Origin of the sequence: Martinezella dioscoreae (assembly GCF_009176305.1) — a bacterium.
Classification (GTDB): Bacteria; Pseudomonadota; Alphaproteobacteria; order Rhizobiales; family Rhizobiaceae; genus Rhizobium; species Rhizobium dioscoreae.
In genome coordinates, this window is the sequence record NZ_BLAJ01000007.1 from 109,769 (window position 1) to 133,048 (window position 23,280).

General features: G+C 60.0%; 21 protein-coding genes and 1 riboswitch. Of the genes, 9 read left to right on the forward strand and 12 right to left on the reverse strand.

Translation table 11 applies throughout. The annotated features are described in order from the left end of the window. Positions 1-157: 157 nt before the first annotated feature. The 3 genes from GDN47_RS24445 to GDN47_RS24455 all read right to left on the reverse strand — a co-directional run bounded on the left by GDN47_RS24445 (position 158) and on the right by GDN47_RS24455 (position 3,243). On the reverse strand, positions 158-1,987 hold the full coding sequence (locus GDN47_RS24445; RefSeq protein WP_113421226.1) for an ABC-F family ATP-binding cassette domain-containing protein: 1,830 nt from the start codon (positions 1,985-1,987) through the stop codon (positions 158-160). A 2-nt stretch (positions 1,988-1,989) separates the two neighbouring features. After that, positions 1,990-2,643, reverse strand: coding sequence for a thiamine diphosphokinase (locus tag GDN47_RS24450; protein WP_113352716.1), 654 nt, complete (start codon positions 2,641-2,643; stop codon positions 1,990-1,992). Between the two features lie 72 nt (positions 2,644-2,715). Then, complete coding sequence (locus GDN47_RS24455) at positions 2,716-3,243, reverse strand: MarR family winged helix-turn-helix transcriptional regulator (RefSeq protein WP_113331467.1); 528 nt, start codon at positions 3,241-3,243, stop codon at positions 2,716-2,718. A 166-nt stretch (positions 3,244-3,409) separates the two neighbouring features. Here GDN47_RS24455 and GDN47_RS24460 point away from each other — a divergent pair, with 166 nt between their 5' ends. The 5 genes from GDN47_RS24460 (at position 3,410) to GDN47_RS24480 (ending at position 10,383) form a co-directional block, all read left to right on the forward strand. Beyond that, positions 3,410-4,945, forward strand: coding sequence for an MDR family MFS transporter (locus GDN47_RS24460; RefSeq protein ID WP_113389785.1), 1,536 nt, complete (start codon positions 3,410-3,412; stop codon positions 4,943-4,945). A gap of 70 nt (positions 4,946-5,015) precedes the next feature. Then, a riboswitch (TPP riboswitch) is annotated at positions 5,016-5,132 on the forward strand. 50 nt (positions 5,133-5,182) lie between these two features. After that, positions 5,183-6,211, forward strand: coding sequence for a thiamine ABC transporter substrate binding subunit (gene thiB / locus GDN47_RS24465; protein WP_113421228.1), 1,029 nt, complete (start codon positions 5,183-5,185; stop codon positions 6,209-6,211). After that, positions 6,150-7,859, forward strand: a complete 1,710-nt coding sequence (gene thiP, locus GDN47_RS24470) for a thiamine/thiamine pyrophosphate ABC transporter permease ThiP (protein WP_152094438.1) — start codon at positions 6,150-6,152, stop codon at positions 7,857-7,859. Before thiB ends, thiP begins: the two co-directional genes overlap by 62 nt. Continuing rightward, positions 7,852-8,580: a thiamine ABC transporter ATP-binding protein gene (locus tag GDN47_RS24475; RefSeq protein ID WP_113421230.1), complete on the forward strand. Its 729-nt coding sequence runs from the start codon at positions 7,852-7,854 to the stop codon at positions 8,578-8,580. Before thiP ends, GDN47_RS24475 begins: the two co-directional genes overlap by 8 nt. A 378-nt stretch (positions 8,581-8,958) precedes the next feature. Beyond that, on the forward strand, positions 8,959-10,383 hold the full coding sequence (locus GDN47_RS24480) for a M48 family metalloprotease (protein ID WP_233790103.1): 1,425 nt from the start codon (positions 8,959-8,961) through the stop codon (positions 10,381-10,383). A gap of 28 nt (positions 10,384-10,411) precedes the next feature. On the opposite strand, the gene GDN47_RS24485 is transcribed toward GDN47_RS24480, so the two are convergent. The 5 genes from GDN47_RS24485 to GDN47_RS24505 all read right to left on the reverse strand — a co-directional run bounded on the left by GDN47_RS24485 (position 10,412) and on the right by GDN47_RS24505 (position 16,739). Further along, entirely contained in the window at positions 10,412-11,275 is an 864-nt protein-coding gene (locus GDN47_RS24485) for an RNA polymerase factor sigma-32 (protein ID WP_113352721.1), read from the reverse strand. A gap of 407 nt (positions 11,276-11,682) precedes the next feature. Beyond that, complete coding sequence (locus tag GDN47_RS24490) at positions 11,683-12,255, reverse strand: CarD family transcriptional regulator (RefSeq protein WP_069611538.1); 573 nt, start codon at positions 12,253-12,255, stop codon at positions 11,683-11,685. A 399-nt stretch (positions 12,256-12,654) separates the two neighbouring features. Beyond that, entirely contained in the window at positions 12,655-12,993 is a 339-nt protein-coding gene (gene fdxA / locus GDN47_RS24495) for a ferredoxin FdxA (protein ID WP_069611537.1), read from the reverse strand. A 206-nt stretch (positions 12,994-13,199) separates the two neighbouring features. Beyond that, entirely contained in the window at positions 13,200-13,604 is a 405-nt protein-coding gene (locus GDN47_RS24500; protein ID WP_113389779.1) for an RNA-binding S4 domain-containing protein, read from the reverse strand. A 3-nt stretch (positions 13,605-13,607) separates the two neighbouring features. Further along, a complete protein-coding gene (locus GDN47_RS24505; protein ID WP_152094439.1) occupies positions 13,608-16,739 on the reverse strand; it encodes a helicase-related protein in 3,132 nt (1,043 codons plus the stop codon). Positions 16,740-18,005: 1,266 nt separating this feature from the next. On the opposite strand from GDN47_RS24505, the gene GDN47_RS24510 reads away from it, so the two are divergent. The 3 genes from GDN47_RS24510 (at position 18,006) to GDN47_RS32120 (ending at position 18,783) form a co-directional block, all read left to right on the forward strand. Beyond that, entirely contained in the window at positions 18,006-18,161 is a 156-nt protein-coding gene (locus tag GDN47_RS24510) for a DUF3309 family protein (protein WP_075853478.1), read from the forward strand. Between the two features lie 45 nt (positions 18,162-18,206). Continuing rightward, on the forward strand, positions 18,207-18,461 hold the full coding sequence (locus tag GDN47_RS24515) for a YMGG-like glycine zipper-containing protein (RefSeq protein ID WP_113389778.1): 255 nt from the start codon (positions 18,207-18,209) through the stop codon (positions 18,459-18,461). Between the two features lie 148 nt (positions 18,462-18,609). Further along, positions 18,610-18,783, forward strand: coding sequence for a hypothetical protein (locus tag GDN47_RS32120; protein WP_173002557.1), 174 nt, complete (start codon positions 18,610-18,612; stop codon positions 18,781-18,783). A gap of 215 nt (positions 18,784-18,998) precedes the next feature. Here GDN47_RS32120 and GDN47_RS24520 read toward each other — a convergent pair whose 3' ends face one another. After that, positions 18,999-19,724, reverse strand: a complete 726-nt coding sequence (locus tag GDN47_RS24520; protein ID WP_069611533.1) for a beta-ketoacyl-ACP reductase — start codon at positions 19,722-19,724, stop codon at positions 18,999-19,001. A 161-nt stretch (positions 19,725-19,885) separates the two neighbouring features. Then, the gene (locus tag GDN47_RS24525; RefSeq protein WP_112724156.1) at positions 19,886-21,067 is read right to left on the reverse strand and encodes an acetyl-CoA C-acetyltransferase; all 1,182 of its coding nucleotides are present in this window, start codon (positions 21,065-21,067) and stop codon (positions 19,886-19,888) included. 241 nt (positions 21,068-21,308) lie between these two features. On the opposite strand from GDN47_RS24525, the gene phaR reads away from it, so the two are divergent. After that, positions 21,309-21,881, forward strand: coding sequence for a polyhydroxyalkanoate synthesis repressor PhaR (phaR, locus tag GDN47_RS24530; RefSeq protein ID WP_069611531.1), 573 nt, complete (start codon positions 21,309-21,311; stop codon positions 21,879-21,881). 353 nt (positions 21,882-22,234) lie between these two features. Here the strand turns inward: phaR and rpmF are convergent, their stop codons facing one another. Continuing rightward, positions 22,235-22,420: a 50S ribosomal protein L32 gene (gene rpmF, locus GDN47_RS24535; protein ID WP_003543812.1), complete on the reverse strand. Its 186-nt coding sequence runs from the start codon at positions 22,418-22,420 to the stop codon at positions 22,235-22,237. 172 nt (positions 22,421-22,592) lie between these two features. Beyond that, entirely contained in the window at positions 22,593-23,240 is a 648-nt protein-coding gene (locus GDN47_RS24540; protein ID WP_113352896.1) for a glutathione S-transferase family protein, read from the reverse strand. Between the last annotated feature and the right edge of the window lie 40 nt (positions 23,241-23,280).

A 23,280-nucleotide genomic window follows, 5' to 3' on the forward strand; every position in this document is an offset into this window, starting at 1 on the left:
GCCCGGGGGTATCAACCGGCCCATCGTCCGGCAGCATGCGTTAATGTATAAACGGTTTATCGGATTCGACAACAGGGAATGAACCGGCTGCGACCGAGCGCAACCGATTGTTTTTTCTGCATAGTAAAGACGCGCATAGGATGAGCGGATATGGGCCTTAGCCCTCCAGCTCCTCGCGCAGCATTTCGAGCTCCAGCCATTCTTCTTCCATCCTGGTCAGGCTTTCGCGCAGCTTTTCCATCTCCGCAGCAAGGCGGTTGAAGGTTGCCGGATCCTTGGAAAAGAGGTTCGGATCGGCCATTTTCTTCTCGCGAGCAGCAATCTCAGCTTCCGCCTTGGCCATTTCCTTCGGCAGGTTTTCGAGCGCGAATTTCTGCTTGTAGGAAAGCTTGCCCTTGCCCTTCGAAGCCTCGGAAGCCGACGCCGAAGCTTCGGCCGACTTCGGCTTTTCGGCCGCCTTTTCAGCCCGCCTGCGTTCCTCGATAGCGCCCTTCCGCTGGGCAAGCATGTCGGAATAGCCGCCGGCATATTCGATCCAGCGGCCGTCCGGATCTTCGGGATCGGCGGGCGCAATCGTCGAGGTCACGGTACGGTCGAGGAAATCACGATCGTGGCTGACGAGGATGACCGTGCCGGCAAAGCCGGACACGATTTCCTGCAGCAGGTCGAGCGTCTCGATATCGAGATCGTTCGTCGGTTCGTCGAGGATCAGGAGATTGGTGGGCCGCGACAGGATGCGCGCCAGCATCAGCCGGGCGCGCTCGCCGCCGGAGAGGTTCTTGATCGGCGTGCGCGCCTGTTCGGGCTGGAAGAGGAATTCCTTCATATAGCCGGTCACATGCCGCTGCTCGCCATTGACGAGCAGGTTCTCGCCGCGACCATCGGTCAGATAGTTGGCGAGCGTATCTTCCGGGTTCAGCTCCTCGCGCTTCTGGTCGAGCGTCGCGATCTCCAGATTGGTGCCGAGCTTCACCGTGCCGCTATCAGGCTCCAGCTGACCCGTCAGCATCTTCAGAAGCGTCGTCTTGCCCGCGCCGTTCGGGCCGACGAGACCGATGCAATCGCCGCGATGCACACGGATCGAAAAGGGCGCGACGATGACCCGCTCATTATAAGCCTTGGTAATCTTGTCCGCCTCGATCACCAGCTTGCCGCTTTCCTGCGCATCGGAAGCAGCCGCCTGTACGGTGCCCAAAGCACCTCTATGGCCGCGGTAGCGCGAACGCATATCCTGAAGCTCGCCGAGGCGGCGCATGTTGCGCTTGCGCCGCGCCGTCACGCCGTAGCGCAGCCAGTGCTCCTCGCGCTCGATCTGTTTGCCGAGCTTGTGCTGCTCCAGCTCCTCGGCTTCCAGCACCTGATCGCGCCAGGCCTCGAAATGGGCAAATCCCTTATCCAGCCGGCGCGAGGTGCCGCGGTCCAGCCAAACGGTCGCGGTCGACACTTTTTCAAGGAAGCGACGGTCGTGCGAGATCAGCACGAGTGCGCTGCGGCTCTTCTGCAGTTCGCCTTCCAGCCACTCGATGGTCGGCAGGTCGAGATGGTTCGTCGGCTCGTCGAGCAGCAGGATATCCGGCTCCGGCGCCAGAACACGGGCAAGCGCTGCACGGCGTGCTTCCCCGCCGGAAAGATTCTTCGGATCCTCTTCGCCGGTCAGACCAAGATGAGAGAGCAGATAGGTGACGCGATAGGGATCATCACCAGGCCCGAGGCCGGCTTCGGCATAGGCGGCAACCGTCTTGTAACCGGCAAAATCCGGTGCCTGCTCGAGATAGCGCACGGTCGATGACGGATGACGGAAGACTTCGCCCGATTGCGCCTCGACAAGACCAGCGGCGATCTTCAGGAGCGTCGACTTGCCGGAACCATTGCGTCCGACAAGGCAGATCTTGTCACCCGGCTCCACCTGCAGGTCGGCACCGGCGAGCAATGGCGCACCGCCAAAGCTCAGGAAGATGTCGTCGAGTTTCAGAATGGGAGGGGCCAAGATCAGACTCCGGAAAGGTCATAAGGGCGGGCAAGAACGATGGCCCTCCCGCTGCCGAGCGAGAAGCGCACGTCGCCTTCCGCCACATTGGAAATGGTGCGCGACGCGCCGAAGGGCAAATGAAAATCGTGCAAGGGGTAACGGGCATTCTCGATGAAGAGACCTGTCAGGTCGCTGAATCCGAGGACCGAAAACAGCGAGCCAGCCGGCAGCGCCAGCGTGAGTTCACCCGGCGGAAGCGGCACCGCCTCCTCGTCACCGGAGGTCAGGAAGATATCGAAGCCCTTTTCGGCCAGATGCACGCCGTAAAGCAGGTGCTGGATCGCGTGATCCGACCGCTCGCCGCCCATGGCACCGGCAAGGATCAGCCTCGTGGCACCGCGATCGATCGCTTCCGAAACGGCGATCTCGCCATCAGTCGCTGCCTTCGCCGCCGGATAGGGTTGCCTTGGAACATTCGGAAAGGCCCCCTGCAGATCGGCAGGCGTGGAATCGAAATCGCCGACCCACAGCTCCGGCTCCGCCCCGAGCGCGAGCGCATGGCGCATGCCGCCATCGGCCGCGATGAAACGGCTGCCGGAAACCGCATCGCGCAATCGCTCCGTCAGGCGAAGCTCGCCGCCAAGCAGGATGGTGAAGGTGGTGGACTGGCTCATGAGGCAAGCCCATAGCGCAAAGTCGTATCCCTAGGGAAGAGCGCCATGCTCAAGAACAACCGCGACAACCGCTCAGTCGTCCGTTTCCTTGATGCGCGCCTGGAAAACCCGCTCGTAGCCGCTGACGTAGCGGTCGAACAGCAGCGAGAAATTCTCGATTTCCTCCGGCGTCCAATCGGCGAAGATGCTGCCGATGACGGAATATTTCTGCGCCTGGATCTCCGACAGCAATCGCTGCCCGAGCGCGGTCAACACCACCACGATGCGCCGCGCATCCGCCTGCGACGCCTTGCGTCGCAACACGCCGCGCGTCACCATGTCGGCAACGATGCGGCTCGCCCGCGACGGATCGATCCGCAGCATCTCGGCAATCGTGCCGACGGTGACTTCGCCCGTCTCTTCCGCCCGCCGCACAACATCGAGCACGTCAAGATGAGACAGCTCGAGTCCCGGCGCGACGCTCTGAATGGCAAGCCTGCCGATCATGCGGCGACCTGTCAGTAGGCGCATGCGCGTCATCGCATGGCCGATACGCAGGAGATTCTCGTCGTCGGTCAGAGCCTGGGCTTCAATTTCACGTGTATTCGTCGCAGATGTCATCTTTCCACCATATCAGAGGCGGTAAAGAAATAAAACATGCAAACAGCATTCACCTGTTGTTGACATTTATATGCTAATGGCACATATATCTCAACTGTGAAAACCGGGCGTCCCGCGCATTCGATCGACCGCGCAACGTTTCGGCCAAGTTCGGATTTCCTGCCCCATGGACATGCAGACAAGCTTCACGCCGCTCGTGGCGGATCATAAGCGGCGGCTTATTCTTTTCCTGTTTCTGATGACCGCCATGTTCATGGCAACTCTGGATAACCAGATCGTCTCGACGGCACTGCCGACGATCGTCGGCGAATTCGGGCATCTGGAGCGCTTCGGCTGGATCGGATCAGCCTATCTTCTTTCGCTCTCCGCCGTCATGCCCGTCTACGGCAAGCTCGGCGATCTCTTCGGCCGCAAATATGTGATGATGACGGCGATCGCGATCTTCACGATCGGCTCCGCCGTCTGCGGCCTGGCCGTCTCGATGGATACGCTGATCGCCGCCCGCGTCCTTCAAGGCTTCGGCGGCGGCGGCATCATGGTCTCGATCTTCGCTGTCAACGCCGATCTTTTCGAGCCGCGGGAACGCGCTCGCTACCAGAGTTACTCGAGCCTGGTGCTCATGGCTTCCGGCGCCATCGGCCCGGTTCTCGGCGGCACGATGAGCGATCTCTTCGGCTGGCGTTCGATCTTCCTCGTCAACGTCCCGATCGGCTTTATCGTGCTGGCCGGCCTTGCTACCATGCTTCCCTATCGCAAACCGGCCCGACGCCCGAAGATCGACTATGCCGGCGCAATCGTTCTTGCGCTGACGACGACGAGCATCGTGCTTGCCGCCGACGGCAGCGAACTCTTCGGATCTCTGCTGTCGCCGCAGTGCCTCGGTATCATCGCCTTCGGCGTGATCTGCGCTATCGCCTGGGTCTTCATCGAGCGTCGCGCACCGGAGCCCATCGTGCCGATGACGTTGTTCCGTAACCCGACATTCGGCCTTCTGCTGATCATTTCGATCACAAGCGGCGCCGTGGCCATCGGCATGGTCAACTATTTTGCGCTCTTCCTGCAGACGACGACGGGCCTTTCGCCATCGATGGCCGGGCTGCTGTTCATTCTCCTGACCGGCGGCATCGTCTGCGGCTCACTATCGGCCGGCCGGCTAATTGCCGCGAGAGGGCGCTACAAGCCCTTCGCCGTCGCGAGTGCTGCCTGCAGCGCCATCGCGTTCGGCTCACTTGCCTTCCTGCCTGCCGGTACGCCCATCGTCATCATCGGCGGCCTGATGCTGCTGCACGGCATCGGCATCGGCCTTGCGCAGCAGGTGCCCGTCATCGGCGTGCAGAATGCAGCGGCTTCCCGTGACGTCGGCGCGGCAACGGGTGCCGTCACGCTCTCGCGCATGGGCGGCGCCTCCATCGCCATCTCCATCTACGGCGCCATCATCGCCGCCAAACTCGGCAATGTTGGTATCTCCATATCAGGCGTATCCGATATCGAGCAGCTGACGCCGAAGATGATGGCGGCTTTGCCGGAAGCAACCCGCGAGGCGGTCGCCAATGCCTATGCGAGCGCCTTCAGCCCGCTGTTCGTGACCGCCGCCGGCATCTGCCTTCTCGGCCTTTTGACCGCGCTGATGCTGAAGAACGTGCAGCTTCCGGGGGCGACGAAGAAATTCGAAAGCCCGGCGGTCGCGGAGGCTGCCGAGTAAATCCTCCATGCTGCAATCGGCAAGGGCATCATTTCCCTTGTCATCCCTTCGTCACAAGGCTAAATCTGCCGACGCTCTAACGGGGTGCCTTATGTCCTTCGGACATTTCGGCTGAGAGGCTTTCACCGGCCAACCCGCGGAACCTGATCCGGCTAACACCGGCGGAGGGATTAGACGCGTGACGAAATCATAGCGCCCTTTTCCCCTTCAAGACGAAACCAAAAAGGAGGCGCTGTCATGCAACACCGTTCGCTATTGTCATTCTTCGCAGGCCTGGCCTTTGCCGCCGGAACGTCGTTTTTTGCTGCCCAGACGGCCGAAGCAGCCGACAAGACGCTGACCATCTACACCTATGAAAGCTTCACCGCCGACTGGGGGCCGGGCGCCAAGGTCAAGGCCGCTTTCGAGAAGACCTGCGGCTGCACGGTCAATTATGTCGCCGTCACCGATGGCGTGGCGCTTCTCTCCCGCCTGAAGCTGGAAGGGACGGGCACCAAGGCCGATGTCGTTCTCGGCCTCGATACCAATCTCATCGATGAAGCGAAGGATACCGGCCTCTTCGATGCCAGCGGCGTCGACACCTCGGCCCTCAAGGTTCCCGGCGGTTTCAAGGACGATGTTTTCGTGCCCTACGACTACGGCCATTTCGCCGTGATCTATGACAGCCAGACGGTCAAGAATCCCCCCAAGAGCATGAAGGATCTCGTCGAAGGCGATCCCAATCAGAAGATCGTCATCGAGGACCCGCGCACCTCGACGCCGGGTCTCGGTCTGCTGCTCTGGGTCAAGTCGATCTACGGCGACAAGGCCGCCGATGCCTGGACAAAGCTCAAGGGCCGCATCCTGACTGTCACCCCCGGCTGGTCGGAAGCCTATGACCTCTTCACAAAGGGCGAAGCGCCGATGGTGCTCTCCTATACGACGTCGCCTGCCTATCATATGATAGAGGACAAGACCGACCGCTATCAGGCAGCCGACTTCTCGGAAGGGCATTACATCCAGATCGAGGTCGCCGGCCTCATCAAGTCCTCGCCGAACAAGGAGCTTGCGCGCGACTTCCTCAAATTCATGATCTCCACGGGCTTCCAGGACATCATCCCGACAAGCAATTGGATGATGCCGGTTTCAGCCACTTCGGAGCCGCTGCCGGACGCCTTCGACAAGCTCGTGGTGCCCTCGAAGACCTTCCTGATGAGCCCCGCCGATGTCGACAAGAACCGCAAGGCCTGGATCGACGAATGGCTGGCCGCCACCAGCGGCAACTGATGCCTTGACGACACTCACGGCACCAGAGCGAAGACGCGCCATTTCCGGCGGGGCAGTCAGCCTCGCCGGCATCGTGCTCTTCGTCGGGATCGCCGTGCTCATTCTGCTCGCCGCCGGCATCGACTCCGGCGGTACCAATCCCCTGGCAGATCCCTACTTGCTGCGCGTCCTGCGCTTCACTCTGCTGCAGGCGGTACTCTCGACGCTGCTTTCCGTTGTGCTCGCCATTCCGGTCGCGCGCGCATTGGCGCGCCAGCCGCGCTTTCCCGGCCGCCTTTGGCTCATCCGGTTGATGGCCGTGCCGATGGGCCTGCCCGTACTGATCGGCGCGCTCGGCCTGCTCGGCATATGGGGCCGGCAAGGTCTGCTCAATCAGGCCCTCGCAACTCTCGGCCTGTCGCATCCTATCAGCATCTACGGTCTTGCCGGCATCCTGCTTGCGCATGTCTTCTTCAACATGCCGCTCGCCAGCAGGCTGATGCTTGCCGGGCTGGAACGTGTTCCTGCGGAATATTGGCTTGTGGCCGGCGGACTCGGCATGCGGTCCGCCTCGGTCTTCCGCTTCATCGAATGGCCCATCCTGCGTGGCCTCATTCCCGGCATCGCCGGGCTGATCTTCATGCTCTGCGCCACTAGCTTCACACTGGTCCTGATCCTCGGCGGCGGTCCGGCTGCGACAACGCTTGAAGTGGCGATCTACCAAGCGCTGCGCTTCGATTTCGATCCCGGCCGCGCCGTCATGCTGTCGCTTCTGCAAATCGTCGTCACTCTCGTCATCCTCGGCGCCATGACATTGTTTCGTGCCCCTGACGATCATGGCCTCACCAGCGGCCGCGCCCCGCGGCGCATCGATGGGCAGGCGCCTGCCCGTCGATGGATCGATGCCGCTGTGTTGTCGGCGGCCACGCTCTTTCTCGGCCTGCCGCTCGCCTCGGTCGTCGTTACCGGCGTTGAGGCGAACCTCTTCAGGCTCGCCGGCCAGCCGATCTTTCTGCAGGCGGCTGCCACCAGCCTGGCGATTGCGCTCGTCGCCGGGCTCCTGGCCGTCCTGACATCCTTTGGGATCATCCGAGCCCGAACGGTGATATCGGCGGATCGCCGCAAGACCTTCGGCCTCCGCGGCCTGGCAATCGTGCTGAGCGGAAGCTCTTCCCTCATCCTGCTGGTCCCACCCATCGTGCTGGCGACCGGCTGGTTTCTGGCACTCCGGCCCTTGGGCGACCCGAGCAGCTTTGCGGCCATTCTGATCGTCGTCATCAACGCGCTGATGGCGCTGCCCTTCGTCATCCGTGTCATCGAGCCAGCCTATGCGGTCCATGTCCGTCGCACCGAACGTCTGGCGGCAAGCCTCGGCCTTCACGGCATTTCCCGCCTTCGCCTCATCGATTGGCCCGGCCTGCGCAAGCCGCTCTTCACGGCACTTTCCTTCGCCATGGCGCTGTCGCTCGGCGATCTTGGCGCGGTTGCCCTCTTCGGCTCGGACAGCCTGATGACCTTGCCCTGGCTGGTCTATAGCAAGCTCGGCAGCTACCGCACCAATGATGCCGATGGATATGCCTTGATCCTTGGCCTGGTATGTCTTCTCCTGACCATTGCCGGCACGGCCGGCCAGGGTGCACGCGATGACGAAAGCAGACGACATGGCTGACGGCCGCGACATGAAGGAACAGGGCATTGCCATGGCCGGTGTCGAGCTGCGCCTCGGCACCCATGATTTCCGCTTCGACTGTGATTTGCCACAGGGCAAGATCATCGCCGTCGCCGGCCCGTCGGGATCAGGAAAATCGACCTTCCTCAATTTGCTAGCCGGCTTCGAACCGCCGGATCGAGGCCGCGTTCTGCTTGCCGGACAGGACGTAACCGGCCTGCATCCCGCTGAACGGCCCGTGTCGCTCGTCTTCCAGGACAACAACCTCTTTGCTCATCTCGACCTCTTCACCAATATCGGTCTCGGCATCAGCCCATCGCTGAGGCTCTCGGCGCAGGACCGGCAAAGGGTTTCGCAAGCCCTGGCGCGCGTCGGCTTGCCCGGCTTCGAGACGCGCAAGCCGGGGACACTCTCCGGCGGCGAACGCCAGCGCGCCGCCTTCGCGCGGGCGCTCGTGCGCGACAAGCCGATCCTTTTGCTCGACGAACCCTTCGCCGCCCTCGATCCCGGCCTGCGCTCCGGCATGGTCGAACTCCTGAAAACCCTGCATCGCGAAACCGGCAATACGGTGCTGATCGTCTCGCATGATCCGGCCGAAGTGCGGCGCCTTGCCGACCACGCCGTCTTCATCGATGGCGGCGCCATCAAGCTCGCCGCTCCCATCGGGACCTTCCTGAAGACGGACGGCATTCCGGCACTGACCACATTTCTGCAACATTGATTGCGTCGCAGCATCTTGCCGCCGGTTTTGCCTTAATTTCGTCGCGGCAAGCGGCTGAAAGTCCTGGGGAATGCTTGCTAAAATACAACGCCGCCACATTTAAACGGAGTCTCGCTATGCAACCGGTGCCAAAATCGGCTACAGCAAGGGGTGGAGACCGTCCGGGTAAATGCGGATCGATGGGGGCGGAAGTAACCTTTGTCGGCGCACGACGATGATCGGCCCGGTAAGGATCAACCGGATTTGGCGCCGAGCCGGCATGACAGCGAAATGAGTAGGATGCAGGTCCTGAAGCAGAGCAAGCGAGCACAACGAAGGATCGATGCGACCGTCGCAGCCCGTTTGCGCCGCTTTGTCCCCGTCCTTACGGCCGCGGCGATGTTGAACGGCTGCCAGACGGTGCTGGATCAATCCTACCAGCCGAGCGTTTCTCCCTCCGCCAATCCGCAGATCGTCTCCGAAGTCCAGAAGAACGACCCGCGCGCGCAGATGGGCGCTCGCGAGCATCCGCGGATCCTCGCAAGCTATGGCGGCGAATATAATGACGCCAAGACCGAGCGGCTCGTCGCCCGCATCGCCGGCGCCTTGACCAGCGTGTCGGAAAATCCGCAGCAGTCCTACCGCATCACCATTCTCAACTCTCCCTCGATCAACGCCTTCGCGCTGCCGGGCGGCTATCTCTATGTCACGCGCGGCCTGTTGGCGCTCGCCAACGACGCTTCAGAAGTCGCTGCCGTGCTGGCGCATGAAATGGCGCACGTCACCGCCAACCACGGCATCGAAAGGCAGAAGCGCGAGGAGGCCGAAGTCATCGCTAGCCGCGTCGTTTCGGAAGTCCTGTCGAGCGATCTGGCCGGCAAGCAGGCGCTTGCCCGCGGCAAGCTGCGCCTTGCCGCCTTCTCGCGCCAGCAGGAGCTGCAGGCCGACGAGATCGGCATCCGCACGCTCGGCCAAGCCGGCTATGATCCTTATGCCGCCGCTCGCTTCCTGAACGCGATGGAAGACTACAGCCGCTTCATGTCGGCCAATTCCGACGTCGACCAGAGCCTGGACTTCCTTTCGAGCCACCCGAGCACGCCGCAGCGGATCGATCTTGCCAAGGCGCATGCCCGCGAATTCGGCGAGGAAGGCAAGGTCGGCGACATCGGCCGCGATTATTACCTGAACGGCATCGATGGGCTGCTCTATGGCGACAGCCCCGAGGAAGGCTATGTGCGCGGCCAGACCTTCCTGCATGGCGGCCTCGGCATCCGCTTCGACGTGCCGCCCGACTTCCGCATCGACAACAAGGTTGAAGCCGTCATGGCGACTGGCCCGGGCGATATCGCCATCCGTTTCGATGGCGTTGCCGATACCCAAAACCAGAATCTGACGAACTATATTTCCAGCGGCTGGGTCACGGGCCTCGATCCCAATTCGATTCAGTCGATCACCGTAAATGGCATGCCGGCCGCGACAGCGCGCGCCTCCGCCGATCGCTGGGATTTCGATGTCACGGTGATCCGCGATCGCACGCAAATCTTCCGTTTCCTGACGGCAGTGCCGAAAGGAAATATCGCCCAGCTCGATCAGACCGCAAATGTCCTGCGCGCGAGCTTCCGGCATATGACGCCGGAGGAGGCGGCCTCGCTGAAGCCGCTGCGCGTGCGTGTCGTCACCGTCAAGCCTGGCGACACCATCACCACGCTCGCTGCCCGCATGATGGGCACCGATCGCAAGCTCGACCTGTTCAAACTGATCAATGCCCTACCAACCGGGGCGACGATTGCGCCGGGCGATAGGGTCAAAATTATCTCGGAATAGATCGCTCCCAGCCGGGAGAAGATCTGCCTCAGGCGTAGCTTGCCATGCGCGGGTCCGCATCGACAAGCGCATTGCGGAGCTTGTCCAGGGCGCGGCTTTCGATCTGCCGCACGCGCTCCTTGGAAATACCGAGATCGGCCCCGAGTTCTTCCAGCGTTGCGCCATCTTCGACAAGACGACGCGCCCGGATGATCTTCATCTCGCGCTCGTTGAGATGCTTCAGAGCCGATGCCAGCCAGATGCGACGGCGTTCGCCATCGATCATGTCGGAGACCTGCTCGTCGGGAAGCGGTTCGTCGCTGATGAGAAAATCAATGCGTTCGGCGCTTTCGGAATCGCCGGCAATCGAAGGCGCCTGCAGCGAGGTGTCGCTACTGGAAAGGCGCGCATCCATCGTCTGCACGTCGGCGAGGCTGACGCCAAGCGTGACGGCGATTTCCTCGTGGATGGACTGGACGGTGACGCTGGAATTGCTGCGGGCAAGCTTGGCGCGCAAACGGCGCAGATTGAAGAACAGTGCCTTCTGGGCGGAACTCGTGCCGCCGCGTACGATCGACCAATTGCGCAGGATATAGTCCTGGATCGAAGCGCGGATCCACCAGCTTGCATAGGTAGAGAACCGAACCTCCCGTTCCGGTTCGAAGCGGGCTGCCGCTTCCAGCAAGCCGACATAGCCCTCCTGCACTAGATCGCTCATCGGCAATCCGAAATTACGAAATTTCCCCGCCATGGAAATGACGAGGCGCATATGGGCGGTTGCGATCTGATTGCGGGCACCACGATCCTCGTGATCCTTCCAGCGAATAGCGAGATCGTGTTCTTCGTCGCGATCGAGATAGGGAGCAGCCATCGCAACTTTGATCATGCGCCGATCTGCAGACATATTCGTCATATGCATCTCCTAGGTTCGGCCTCAAATCGTCTCTATGCCGCGGTCGACGAAAAGGGCAGCAAGCATCGCTTCCGAACATCGCTGTTCGGATGGAAATCAATGAATGAAATTGCGAATTGGAAACCGATATCCGGCTGGCCGGATTATCGATGACTAGTCTAGTTCGATCTCATCGAACGGGTCTGACGATTGAAGCATCTTCAGATCGCCGGGGAGCTTCGAGTGAAAACGCATAGGCCGGTCCTCGTGAATGTCTACAATACGGCCTGTATGGAACCCCCTCTCCACAGGAGAGTACCCACACCGACCGCCAACACGAGGCTTAAACGCGGCAGAACGGAAAAGGTTCCAAAGAAAAAAACCCGGCACGAAGGCCGGGTTTTTGAAGCAATGGTGGCGTCTTGGCCTTATGCGGCTTCGTCCTGCGAGTCGTCGTCGTCGACGACCTTGCCGCGCTTCGGGCCCTTGTTCAGATTGGTCTCGACAAGGCGAACGGCTTCGGTTTCCGACATCTTGTTGACGGCCGCGATTTCGCGCGCCATGCGATCAAGAGCAGCTTCGTAAAGCTGGCGCTCCGAATAAGATTGCTCCGGCTGGTTCTCGGCACGATAGAGATCGCGAACAACCTCCGCAATCGAGATCAGATCGCCGGAATTGATCTTGGCATCGTATTCCTGCGCGCGGCGCGACCACATGGTGCGCTTTACGCGGGCCTTGCCCTGCACGACCTTCAATGCACGCTCGACGAAATCCGTCTCGGAAAGCTTGCGCATGCCGATGCTCATGGCCTTGGCCACCGGCACCTTCAGGCGCATCTTGTCTTTCTCGAAGTCGATTACGAACAGCTCGAGCTTCATGCCTGCGACTTCTTGTTCTTCGATCGCAGTGATCGTACCGACGCCATGGGCCGGATAAACGATCGCTTCACCAGTCTTGAAGCCGTGGCGTGCTGCTGAAGGTTTTTTCTGCTGGGTCGTCATTCTTTTCAAAAACTCCCTGTTACGCGCCCCGTTAGGGCCGGGGTGCCGGGTCAGTCAGGCCCGGATGAGACGGACGTACCGTCGGGTCACTTCATCCTGGTCCAGCCAGACTTATGCAAACAGAAACCCATCCATCGCGATCCGGGACCCGACAACACAATACGTTGATATGTCAAGGAAACCGCGTACGGATTGGTGATTTGCTTTCGTGATGGTTTTGGGCATGCGAAATGCCGCAGTGGATCAGTATGAGGAACCTATCACAAAAATCTGAGGAAATCAATAATTTGCTGCACGCGCGCCAAAATGGCCACGTTGACCGACCAGCGGCCCAACGGCAATGATTCGCTTTCTGCGATATCGACTACACCTTTATCGCTGGCCTGTCACGACCTTCGATCAGTCGCCCGCGCCGGGGTTGGCCGAGAAATATTTCTCGAATTTACCCTGCTCGCCGTCCATTTCCTTGGCTTCCGGCATCGGGTCGCGCTTGACGGTGATGTTCGGCCAGATGGCGGCGTATTCCGCATTGACCTTCAGCCACTTGTCGAGACCCGGCTCCGTATCGGGCTTGATCGCCTCGGCAGGACATTCCGGCTCGCAGACACCGCAATCGATGCATTCGTCGGGATGGATGACGAGAAAGTTCTCGCCTTCGTAGAAGCAGTCGACGGGGCAGACTTCCACGCAGTCGGTATATTTGCAGCGGATGCAATTGTCGGTCACGACATATGTCATGAAGCACTCCAGGAATGTCTCTAGTTCCCGCGGATGCGCAACCTGGAACGTCGCACCTCTCCGCGGAGCCGAACGGGCACACGAATGCGTCACGCACAAACGCGCCGTCCGGCGGGTTACCGGCAGGTTGATCGTGAGGTATCCACTTTGCCAGCCAATTTCAAGGACAAACAATCTTGAAAACCGCCTGCGACAGGCAGAGTTTTCTAATCGTCGTCGGCGGTGAGGCGGTCGATTGCGCGCCGATCTCGTTTCGTGGGTCTGCCGCTGCCCGGTGCGCGCAACGCCTGCTCGAACGGGGTGAGACGTTTTGTCTCATCCGGCGGCGGCGTCAGATCTTCGTAAAGCAGCCTGGCTTCCTCGAATGGCCCCCTGCGTTCGCCGGACGCCCGCACGATCAACACAATATCGCGACGCTCCAGCGAGAGCTCGATCCGATCGCCTGCCTTGACGCCGAAGCTCGATTGGGCGATCCGCTCACCATTCACCCTGACACTGCCGTTTTGCACATAGAGCTGGGCCAGCGAACGGGATTTCACCATGCGGGCAAAGAACAGCCATTTGTCGATGCGCTGGCGCGAACCGGAAAATGGCTGTTTCTCGTCCGTCATGGCCTATTTCTTCATCTGCTCCTTGAGGGCAGCGAGCTTGGCGAAAGGAGAATCCGGATCGATCGGCTTTTCCTTGCGCGGCGGCTTGGCTTCGAAGCGCAGCGGCTGCGATGCGCCGCGATTGTTGCGGTCGCCGCGCTCCTGACGATCACCGCGTTCGCCACGGTTGCCCTGATGCTGCGGACGGCCACCTTCGCGATTGCCGCGCGGACCCTTATCGCCGCCACGAGCTTCACGATTGTCGCGTCCGTCGCGACGATCACGACCGCCTTCGCGATTGCCTTCACCAGCGGCTTGCTCGCCGCCGCCGCGGCGATTGCCCTGGTGACCACGGCCCTCGCCCTGCTGGCCGCGACGATCGCCATGGCCACGGCCACCCTGGCGCTGCTGATGGTCATTGCGACCACCCAGACGCCAGAGCAGAACCGGCTTGGTCTCTGCCGCTTCCGCGGCAACGGCACCAGCTTCGGTAGCCTCGGCGGCCTCAATCGCTACGGAAACCGGTTCAGCCGACGCATCCGCAGCCGGAGCTGCTTCCTGGGTAACAGCTTCCGTTTCCTTAGCCGGCTCTTCGGTCGCAGCGTCGGCATCATCATGATCGGCCTTATCGGCTGCGGCTTCTTCAGCTGGTGCGGCGGGCGTTGCAGCCGCATCTTGCTGAGCGAGGAAGGCCGCAGCCTCCTCCGCCCTCACCGAATCGGCGCGATAACCGAGACCCTTGAGAATTTCCTCCATGTCCTCAAGCGTCGCGCCGAGAATGGAGAGCATCGCGGTCGTCGTCGTGAAGCGACGGCCGTCATAGGCGCCGTCGGGGCGCGAAGCCTGGCCAGGCTTCCACTGAAGGAGCGGACGAATGAGGTCCGCCAAGCGCTCCAGAATGTCGATACGCACCGCGCGCTTGCCGAGGAACCGGAAGCCTGCAAGCTTGTAGAATGTGCGCTCATATCCAGGATCGGTAACGACCGAGGTACGGCCGGCAGCTAGAACCGGAATCAGATCGCCATAGCCGGGCTTGTCCAGGCCATCATTCTTCAGTGCCCAGAGCAGCGTAATGAGCTCGGCCGGAGCGGGTTTCAGAAGGGCGGGCACGAAAATATGGTAGGCGCCGAAGCGAACGCCGTAACGGCGCATCGAGGCACGCCCGTCCTGATCCAGCGACTTCACTTCTTCCGTAACGTCGCGGCGGAACAGAACGCCGAGATTCTCCACCAGCTGGAAGGCCAGTCCCTTGGCAAGGCCCTGCAGATCTTCGGCGCGCTGGAGATCGTCCAGCGGCTTCAGGACGGTGCTGATGTGGTGATTCACGAAGCGTTCAATACGAGCAGCGACATGATCGCGCGCATTGCCGGTCAGCTGCTCGTCGGCGAGCAGGATGACGCGCGGACGCATGACATGATCGCTGCCTGACAGGCGCGCGACGGGATCGCCGAGCCAGCGCACGAGGCCATCGGCACTAATCGCGAGATCGCCGTTGCCGGCCGCATGCAGACGTGCGGCACGTGCCTCGAATTCCAGCGCCAGCGCCTTTTGCGAGGCCGTCTGGACAGCCTTGGCATCAGGCCCTTCGGTCCCTGCGATAGGCGTGAACCGGAATCCGGTCAACTGTCCCACATGATGTCCCTCAACGAAGACATCTCCATTCACACTGATTTCAGCTTCCAGCATCGCATTCTCTCTCAGGCGCTTCATGAGCACAGATGTCCTGCGATCAACAAAGCGTTTCGTCAACCTCTCATGTAACGCGTCGGACAATCGATCTTCGATTTCCCGCGTCTTTTCTTGCCAGTGTGTCGGATCGGCAAGCCAGCCAGGCCGGTTCGACACATAGGTCCAAGTCCTTATCTGCGCGATTCGCGCCGAAAGCGTGTCGATCTCGCCGTCCGTCCGATCGGCGCGATGCACCTGTTCGGCCAGAAAATCCTCTTTCACCGTGCCATAGCGCACGAGATCGGAAAAGAGGGCGGCAATGAGATCGGCGTGCTGGGCAGGCGTGATGCGCCGATAGTCGGGAAGCGCACAGGCCTCCCACAATTTCTCAACCCGAGCCGGGTTGCTGGCAAGATCGACTATCTCCAGATCGCGTGACAGATATTCCAACGCCTGCTGGTCTACCGCAGGCAGCGCCCGCGTCAAGCCCTGCACGCGAGGCGCGTCTTCCAAACTTGCACGCAACGCCGCGATCGAAGCGAAATCCAGATCCTTGCTGCGCCATTGCAGCACCTTGACCATATCGAATTCGTGTCCCTCGATCCGGCGCACCAGCTCGTCATCGAACGGGTCCACCTGCCCCGTCACCCCGAAAGTGCCGTCCTTAAGGTGACGGCCGGCACGACCTGCGATCTGGCCAAGCTCGGCCGGATTGAGGTTGCGGAACTGATAGCCGTCGAACTTGCGGTCCTGGGCGAAGGCGACATGATCGACATCGAGGTTGAGCCCCATGCCGATCGCATCTGTCGCAACCAGATATTCGACATCACCTTCCTGATAGAGGGCCACCTGCGCATTGCGGGTACGTGGACTGAGCGCCCCGAGAACGACGGCCGCGCCACCGCGCTGGCGGCGGATAAGCTCGGCGATTGCATAGACCTCGTCGGCGGAAAAGGCGACGATCGCCGTGCGCTGCGGCAGGCGCGTGATCTTCTTCTGCCCGGCGTAGAAGAGATGCGACAGCCTGGGCCGTTCGAGAACGGTAATTCCTGGCAGAAGCTGTTCGAGAATCGGCCGCATGGTGCCGGCACCAAGCAGCAGGGTTTCATCGCGGCCGCGCAGATGCAGGATACGGTCGGTGAAGATATGCCCGCGCTCTAGGTCACCGGCAAGCTGCACCTCGTCAATGGCGACGAAGGAAGCGCGCGTCTCGCGCGGCATGGCCTCGACGGTGCAGACCGAATAGCGCGCATTGGGTGGCGATATTTTTTCCTCGCCGGTCACGAGCGCGACATTGTGTGCCCCGACCTTTTCGACGACGCGCGTATAGACCTCGCGGGCAAGCAGCCGCAGCGGCAGGCCGATCACGCCGCTGCCGTGTGCCACCATGCGCTCGATAGCATAATGGGTTTTGCCGGTATTGGTTGGTCCGAGCACCGCGGTTACGCCGCGTCCGCTCAGGATCATGGGCTGCGAAGTCTGAGTCATAGGTCCGTGCATGGGCGAGAAACTACCGTCTTCCGATCAGCATGTTCCTCCTGGAGGAAACGAACAGATGACGACCATATGTGACAAAGGCAAGACCCGAATGAAAAAACAGATACGACAACAACCGATTTCATATTTGATCGCCTCAACCATAAGCTACATTTCGGCTGCATCCCATGCGAGTCCCGGCGATTCCGGAACAGCTTGAGAACGAATCGGAGACGAATCGCTGACTCCACTACGTTCCTTATTTGTTCACGACTACATATGGATTTCAATGAAAAGATTCACACCAAATGCTGAATCTTGTTTACGTAACTTTTCCAGCGCAAAAGGAGTCAAGCGGAGAATGCTCAGCCAGCGAAATTTCCGATCGCATTATGGTTAATGGTCTGTAAATAATGAAGTTTCGCGTGAATCAAGGGATCGCGTTAACATCCGGGCCAAAGCCGGAACGAATCGGAGACGAATCGCGGATTCCAGGCGGTTCCGTTTCTGTTCTCCACAATATTTAGTGTTTCCCGGCCGCGGACATACCGGACTCTGAATGGTTGAGACCCGAATTCCGGCCGAATCTGCGATTGTGATTAACCTTTTAACGAGCGCAGCTATAACGAATCAGCAAATACACGCAATAGCTGCAGCCATTAACACATCGATCAAAGCCGGAACGAATCGGTGACGAATCGCGGATAGAGGCAGGTATCGTATTCGTTCACGGCTACGTATTGTATTTCGTCGGAACAGCATCGCGAAATAGCACTGCCATGAATAGACGAACCTCCCACAAACCTGCAGCAAATTAACCAATCGGCCGGCGAAAGCACCATCTATGCGGTTCACCTGGGCTCCACTTCGCCCTTCCGGCACCTTGATGGCGTACCTGGAGGAGGCTCGCGGTTAGCCCAAGTCCAAATAGAGAACGAATCGCCGACGAATCACAGACATCGGTCCTTTCCCGTTTCGTTCACCACAAGCCATTGTATTTTAATCATATTTTAACCATACAAACGGATCTCCCATCGCTCCGGCGACGGCGATATGACGTTGCCGCACTAACGTTTCCCTAAGAGCCCAGGCCCCCGCCTACTCGCATTTTTATTTCTTAGCCGGAACAATTATCGAGCACGCAAGTTTATCTGCACAGAATTGCGGAACTCAGCCTGTTCCTGGATACGGATTTGAGCTGGAGCGCTGGAAGGATAACGTCGGATCGGAAGCGATATTGGCGGGATATTCACGCGATCGACATGGAGGAGACACATCATGCTTGGTACGGTATTGCTTGTGATACTGATTCTGCTGCTGATCGGCGCACTACCCAGCTGGGGTTACAGCCGGGCGTGGGGGTATGGCCCATCGGGTGGTCTCGGGCTTGTTCTCGTCATTGTCCTTATTCTGTTATTGATGGGACGGATTTGATCCGCGGTTTGTTGTTCAAACCTCGCAACACTAGGGAGCTACACCATGAAGAAGATCATCCTCGCGATCGCCGTCCTCGGCGCATTGGCATCGTGCACGTCTACGGAAAAAGGCACGGCCATCGGAGCCGGTACTGGCGCGCTGATTGGCGGCGTAGCCACGCATAGCTGGGGTGGCGCCGCTGTCGGCGCAGTCGCTGGCGGTGTGGTCGGCAACCTCATCGGACGCTCGGAAGATCGTCGCGGATATTGCATCTACCGCGATCGGTATGGTCACCGTTACGAAGCTCGCTGCCGCTAAAGCCAGCATCGCCTGACCGATCGTCCTTTACGGCCGGTCAGGACGCGTTCTGGAACAAACTCACGGAACAACCGTTCCCTCAGGAAAATCGTCTTCCCGCGGCATCGCCCGGGGGAAGGTGGCAGTGTTTTGAGAAAGGAACGGCATCATGGCCGCAATCATCGCAAGCATTGCAGCACTCGTGCTCATCGGCACGACTTTCTACGCCCTCGCCAGCGCGGCAAGAGCACGCGGAAAGGAAAAGCAGCAGGGCGCACTTGAAGCCGTCGTTCTGGAATTCAAGCCACGGCAGCGACAGCAAGCAAATTCAAACCGGGGATGATTGCACGCCGGGAATGGGAACTCTTAGTCCACCCCTAGAGCCGGATGAGTCGGCCTAAATCTGAATCCGCTGTAATCCCCTGACACTTTTCGGCATCCCGCTCCATAACGGTCTGAAGCGGCTCAGCCTCTCGCAAGAGTTCCGAACCGCTCCATCTCATTACCTTTACGCAACTTCGGATGAGAAAAGCTGCCCTGCGCTTCTTCTGGAATTGCTTATACGAAGAGCTGGCCGCCATTGGCAGATATGGTCGATCCCGTGATGAAACCGGCATCGTCGCTGGCGAGGAAAACCGCGATACGGGCGATTTCCTCAGGCTCGCCGAGGCGCCCAACGGGGATCTGCGGGATGATGCGCTCGTTCAGCACTTTCTCCGGCACCGCCAGCACCATCTCAGTACCGATATAGCCAGGGCAAATCGCGTTCACGGTGATGTTCTTGGCGGCCCCTTCTTGGGCAAGCGCCTTGGTGAAGCCGAGATCCCCTGCCTTGGCGGCGGAATAGTTCGCCTGGCCCATCTGCCCCTTCTGGCCGTTGATCGAAGAGATATTGATGACGCGGCCGAAGCTGCGGTCGCGCATGCCCTGCCAGACCTGATGCGTCATGTTGAAGAGGCCGGTGAGATTGGTGTTGATGACCTCATGCCACTGCTGCGGCGTCATCTTATGGAACATGGCGTCACGGGTGATGCCGGCATTGTTGACCAGGATGTCGACATGGCCGAGATCGTGCTCGACCTTGGCAATTCCCTTGCCGCACGCCTCATAGTCGGTGACATCCCATTTGTGGACCGAGATACCCGTCACATCGTGGAAAGCCCGGGCCTTCTCGTCATTGCCGGCATAGGTTGCCGCCACCTTGTAACCCGCATTGTGCAGCGCCATCGAAATGGCGGCTCCGATGCCGCGCGTACCGCCGGTTACCAATGCCACTCTGCTCATGTGCCACTCCCCTTTTTGTTGCGGAGGCGGGACGCCCGAAGCTCGGGTAGCCCGCTCCGCTTTCACCACTTCTTCTGGAAATACCCTTCAAGACGCCTCAGAGCGTGATGCCGAAAATGTCCCGCGGTTTTCGGACGACATCTTGCTCTACTTTTTTGATTTTAAAGCGCTTCGAAGCACATGGCGACGCCCATGCCGCCGCCGATGCACAGCGTGGCAAGCCCCTTGCGGGCGCCGCGGCGCTTCATTTCGAACAGCAGCGTATTGAGGACGCGTGCGCCCGAGGCGCCGATCGGGTGGCCGATGGCGATCGCGCCGCCATTGACGTTGACAATCGACGTATCCCAGCCGAGGTCCTTGTTGACGGCGCAGGCCTGGGCGGCAAACGCCTCGTTGGCCTCGACAAGATCAAGGTCGTTGACCGACCAACCGGCCTTCTCCAACGCCTTGCGGGAGGCCGGGATCGGCCCGGTCCCCATAATCTGCGGGTCGACACCGGCTGTCGCCCAGGAGACGATGCGGGCCAGCGGCTGGATACCGCGGCGCGAGGCTTCCGCCTCGGTCATCAGCACGGCCGCTGCGGCGCCGTCGTTGAGACCGGAAGCATTGCCAGCGGTGACGGAACCCTCCTTGTCGAAGGCCGGGCGCAGCTTCGCCATGGCCTCCATCGTCGCGCCATGGCGGATATACTCATCGGCATCGACCGTGACGTCGCCCTTGCGCGTCTGGATCGTGAAAGGGACGATCTCGTCCTTGAAGCGGCCGGCCTTCTGCGCAGCTTCGGCCTTGTTCTGCGAGGCAACGGCGAACTGATCCTGCTCATCGCGGGAAAGCTGCCATTGGCGGGCGATATTTTCCGCCGTAATGCCCATGTGATAGCCGTAGAAGGCGTCCGTCAGGCCATCCTTGATCATGGTATCGATCATTTTCATGTCGCCCATCTTGGTGCCGGAGCGCAGGTTCGCGGCATGCGGCGCCATCGACATGGATTCCTGGCCGCCGGCGACGATGATCTTCGCGTCACCCGTTGCAATCTGCTGCAGGCCGAGCGCCACGGCACGCAGGCCGGAACCGCAAAGCTGGTTCACGCCCCATGCGGTCGCCTCCTGCGGAATGCCGGCTTTCATCGCGGCCTGGCGGGCAGGGTTTTGTCCTTCGCCAGCCTGAAGTACCTGGCCGAGGATCACTTCGTCGACTTCCTTGGCATCGACACCGGCGCGCTCCAGCGCACCCTTGATCGCGGCCGCGCCAAGTTCATGCGCCGGAACGGTCGCGAAAGCACCGTTGAACGAACCGACAGCGGTGCGGGCAGCGCTGGCGACGACGATGGATGAACTGCTCATGGAAGCCTCCTCACAGAATGGACACGTATATGAGGCGAAACTGTCAAAGCTTTGCTTCTGAGTCAAACAGCAAGAATTTTCATCGAGCAGATTTCACGAAGCTGTCACCGCGTTCAAAAAATCCAATCAAAGGAAAGGCCTTGCCGCATCGCACAAACCGATTGTCACCAAGCTTCTTTTGCGTCTACACTCCGGAGTGGAGGAATATTCCATACAATCAGACGGGGCCAGGAGACTGATAATGGCAAAAAATGAGGGCCAGATCGTAATCAAGAAATATGCCAATCGCCGCCTATACAATACCGGCACCAGCACCTATGTGACGCTGGACGACCTGGCGGAGATGGTGAAGAAGGGCGAGGAATTCATCGTCCAGGACGCCAAGAGCGGTGAAGATATTACGCATTCGGTCCTGACACAGATCATTTTTGAACAGGAATCGAAGACCGGCAACACGCTACTGCCGATTTCCTTCCTCCGGCAGCTGATCGGCTATTACGGCGACCAGATGCAGATGGTAGTGCCGAGCTTCCTCGAGCACTCGATGCGCGCCTTTACCGAGCAGCAGACGCAGATGCGCGAGCAGATCAATCGCGCATTCGGCGAAACGCCGCTCGGCAAGAACCTGCAACTGCCCATGCAGATGGTCGAGGAACAGGTCCGCCGCAACACCGAAATGTTCCAGCAGGCCATGCAGATGTTCTCACCCTTCATGAAGCCGCCGGCCAAGGAAAGCCGCAAGGCCGAAGCCAAGGACATCGACGAATTGAAGGAACAGCTCCGCGCCATGCAGAACAAGCTAGATAGCCTTTGATGCATGCCAACGCGCTCGTGAATTCTTGGAGAGTTTTACCCCCTGCGTCACTGACGTGACATCTCCCCCACAAGTGGGGAGATTGGTAACTTGCTGAATCCTCGCGCCTCAAGCGGATATCGAATCCGCGGAACTGCAGTTATCGGTTTGGTGAGAGCGGGCAGCATACTCCCAATAATCTCCCCCCTTTTGGGGGAGATGTCCCGAAAGGGACAGAGGGGAATATCAGAGCCGCACCATACCGCGAGGCGGCGTTTTTCCCCCCGTATAATCCACTTCAGCACCCCCGATCAAAACCAAAAAGGCCGGCGAACCGCCAGCCTTTTCATCCATGCCATTAAGGCAGCGCTAGATTATGCGCTTTCCTTCGGCGTCAGAACCTGACGGCCGCGATACATGCCGGTCTTCAGGTCGATGTGGTGCGGACGACGCAGTTCGCCGGAGTTCTTGTCTTCGACGTAGGTCGGAGCCTTCAGGGCGTCAGCAGAGCGGCGCATACCGCGCTTGGACGGGCTCGTTTTTCTCTTCGGTACAGCCATTCTCGTTACTCCATGTACGGACGAAACATGTCCACGGCCAGCAAGGCGGCCGAAACAGACATGCATCAATTTCGGAAATTGGGCGGGCTTATACATGGCTTGCCGGGCTTTGACCAGTCCCAAATAGCATTTTTTGCCGGCCGCGCCAGATTCGCGGATATTCGACGCCGAATCAGTCCTCATCCTCCGGCACGGTCCATGTTTCCTGCAATGCCGCTTCCTCCCATTTTTGCCAGGCAGGCAGCGCCTTCATAACAGCCATATAGTCCCGCGTATCCGCCGCAACCGCAATGTCGTACCGCTCTAAGCGGCTGACAACAGGGGCAAACATGGCATCCGCGCCGGAAAAGCTTCCGAACAGGAAAGGCCCACCTGAAACGGCTCTCGCCTCGCGCCAGATTGTTTCGATGCGCTCCACATCCGTCGTCACCGCATCTGGCAGCTCGCGGCGCGCGATCGGACGGCGCATGTTCATCGGGCAACTGTTACGCAGGGCACTGAAGCCCGAAATCATCTCCATGCTATAGGATCGCGCCAACGCACGCGCCTGGCGATCCCTCGGCAGAAGTCCGGCATCCGGGAAAAGCTCGGCCGCATATTCAATGATGGCGAAGGATTCCCATACCTTGAAACCACCGTGAACCAGCATCGGCACCTTGCCCGTCGGCGACACCTCACGAATGCGCGGATTTCCACCTGGAAAATCGAAAGGTATCAGCACCTCTTCAAAAGGAATGCCGCATCCTTCAAGAGCAAGCCACGGTCGAAACGACCAGGACGAATAGTTCTTGTTGCCGATATAGAGAGTGAGCTTGTCCACGATCATTGTTTCCTATTCAGCGCCGGAATCCGAAGGGAAA

Bases quoted from the DNA above. Each gene is read 5' to 3' on its own strand.
- GDN47_RS24450 (WP_113352716.1), bottom strand. From the start codon at position 2,643: ATGAGCCAGTCCACCACCTTCACCATCCTGCTTGGCGGCGAGCTTCGC.
- GDN47_RS24455 (WP_113331467.1), bottom strand. From the start codon at position 3,243: ATGACATCTGCGACGAATACACGTGAAATTGAAGCCCAGGCTCTGACC.
- GDN47_RS24460 (WP_113389785.1), top strand. From the start codon at position 3,410: ATGGACATGCAGACAAGCTTCACGCCGCTCGTGGCGGATCATAAGCGG.
- thiB (WP_113421228.1), top strand. From the start codon at position 5,183: ATGCAACACCGTTCGCTATTGTCATTCTTCGCAGGCCTGGCCTTTGCC.
- thiP (WP_152094438.1), top strand. From the start codon at position 6,150: ATGTCGACAAGAACCGCAAGGCCTGGATCGACGAATGGCTGGCCGCCA.
- GDN47_RS24475 (WP_113421230.1), top strand. From the start codon at position 7,852: ATGGCTGACGGCCGCGACATGAAGGAACAGGGCATTGCCATGGCCGGT.
- GDN47_RS24480 (WP_233790103.1), top strand. From the start codon at position 8,959: ATGTTGAACGGCTGCCAGACGGTGCTGGATCAATCCTACCAGCCGAGC.
- GDN47_RS24485 (WP_113352721.1), bottom strand. From the start codon at position 11,275: ATGACGAATATGTCTGCAGATCGGCGCATGATCAAAGTTGCGATGGCT.
- GDN47_RS24490 (WP_069611538.1), bottom strand. From the start codon at position 12,255: ATGACGACCCAGCAGAAAAAACCTTCAGCAGCACGCCACGGCTTCAAG.
- fdxA (WP_069611537.1), bottom strand. From the start codon at position 12,993: ATGACATATGTCGTGACCGACAATTGCATCCGCTGCAAATATACCGAC.
- GDN47_RS24500 (WP_113389779.1), bottom strand. From the start codon at position 13,604: ATGACGGACGAGAAACAGCCATTTTCCGGTTCGCGCCAGCGCATCGAC.
- GDN47_RS24505 (WP_152094439.1), bottom strand. From the start codon at position 16,739: ATGACTCAGACTTCGCAGCCCATGATCCTGAGCGGACGCGGCGTAACC.
- GDN47_RS24510 (WP_075853478.1), top strand. From the start codon at position 18,006: ATGCTTGGTACGGTATTGCTTGTGATACTGATTCTGCTGCTGATCGGC.
- GDN47_RS24515 (WP_113389778.1), top strand. From the start codon at position 18,207: ATGAAGAAGATCATCCTCGCGATCGCCGTCCTCGGCGCATTGGCATCG.
- GDN47_RS32120 (WP_173002557.1), top strand. From the start codon at position 18,610: ATGGCCGCAATCATCGCAAGCATTGCAGCACTCGTGCTCATCGGCACG.
- GDN47_RS24520 (WP_069611533.1), bottom strand. From the start codon at position 19,724: ATGAGCAGAGTGGCATTGGTAACCGGCGGTACGCGCGGCATCGGAGCC.
- GDN47_RS24525 (WP_112724156.1), bottom strand. From the start codon at position 21,067: ATGAGCAGTTCATCCATCGTCGTCGCCAGCGCTGCCCGCACCGCTGTC.
- phaR (WP_069611531.1), top strand. From the start codon at position 21,309: ATGGCAAAAAATGAGGGCCAGATCGTAATCAAGAAATATGCCAATCGC.
- rpmF (WP_003543812.1), bottom strand. From the start codon at position 22,420: ATGGCTGTACCGAAGAGAAAAACGAGCCCGTCCAAGCGCGGTATGCGC.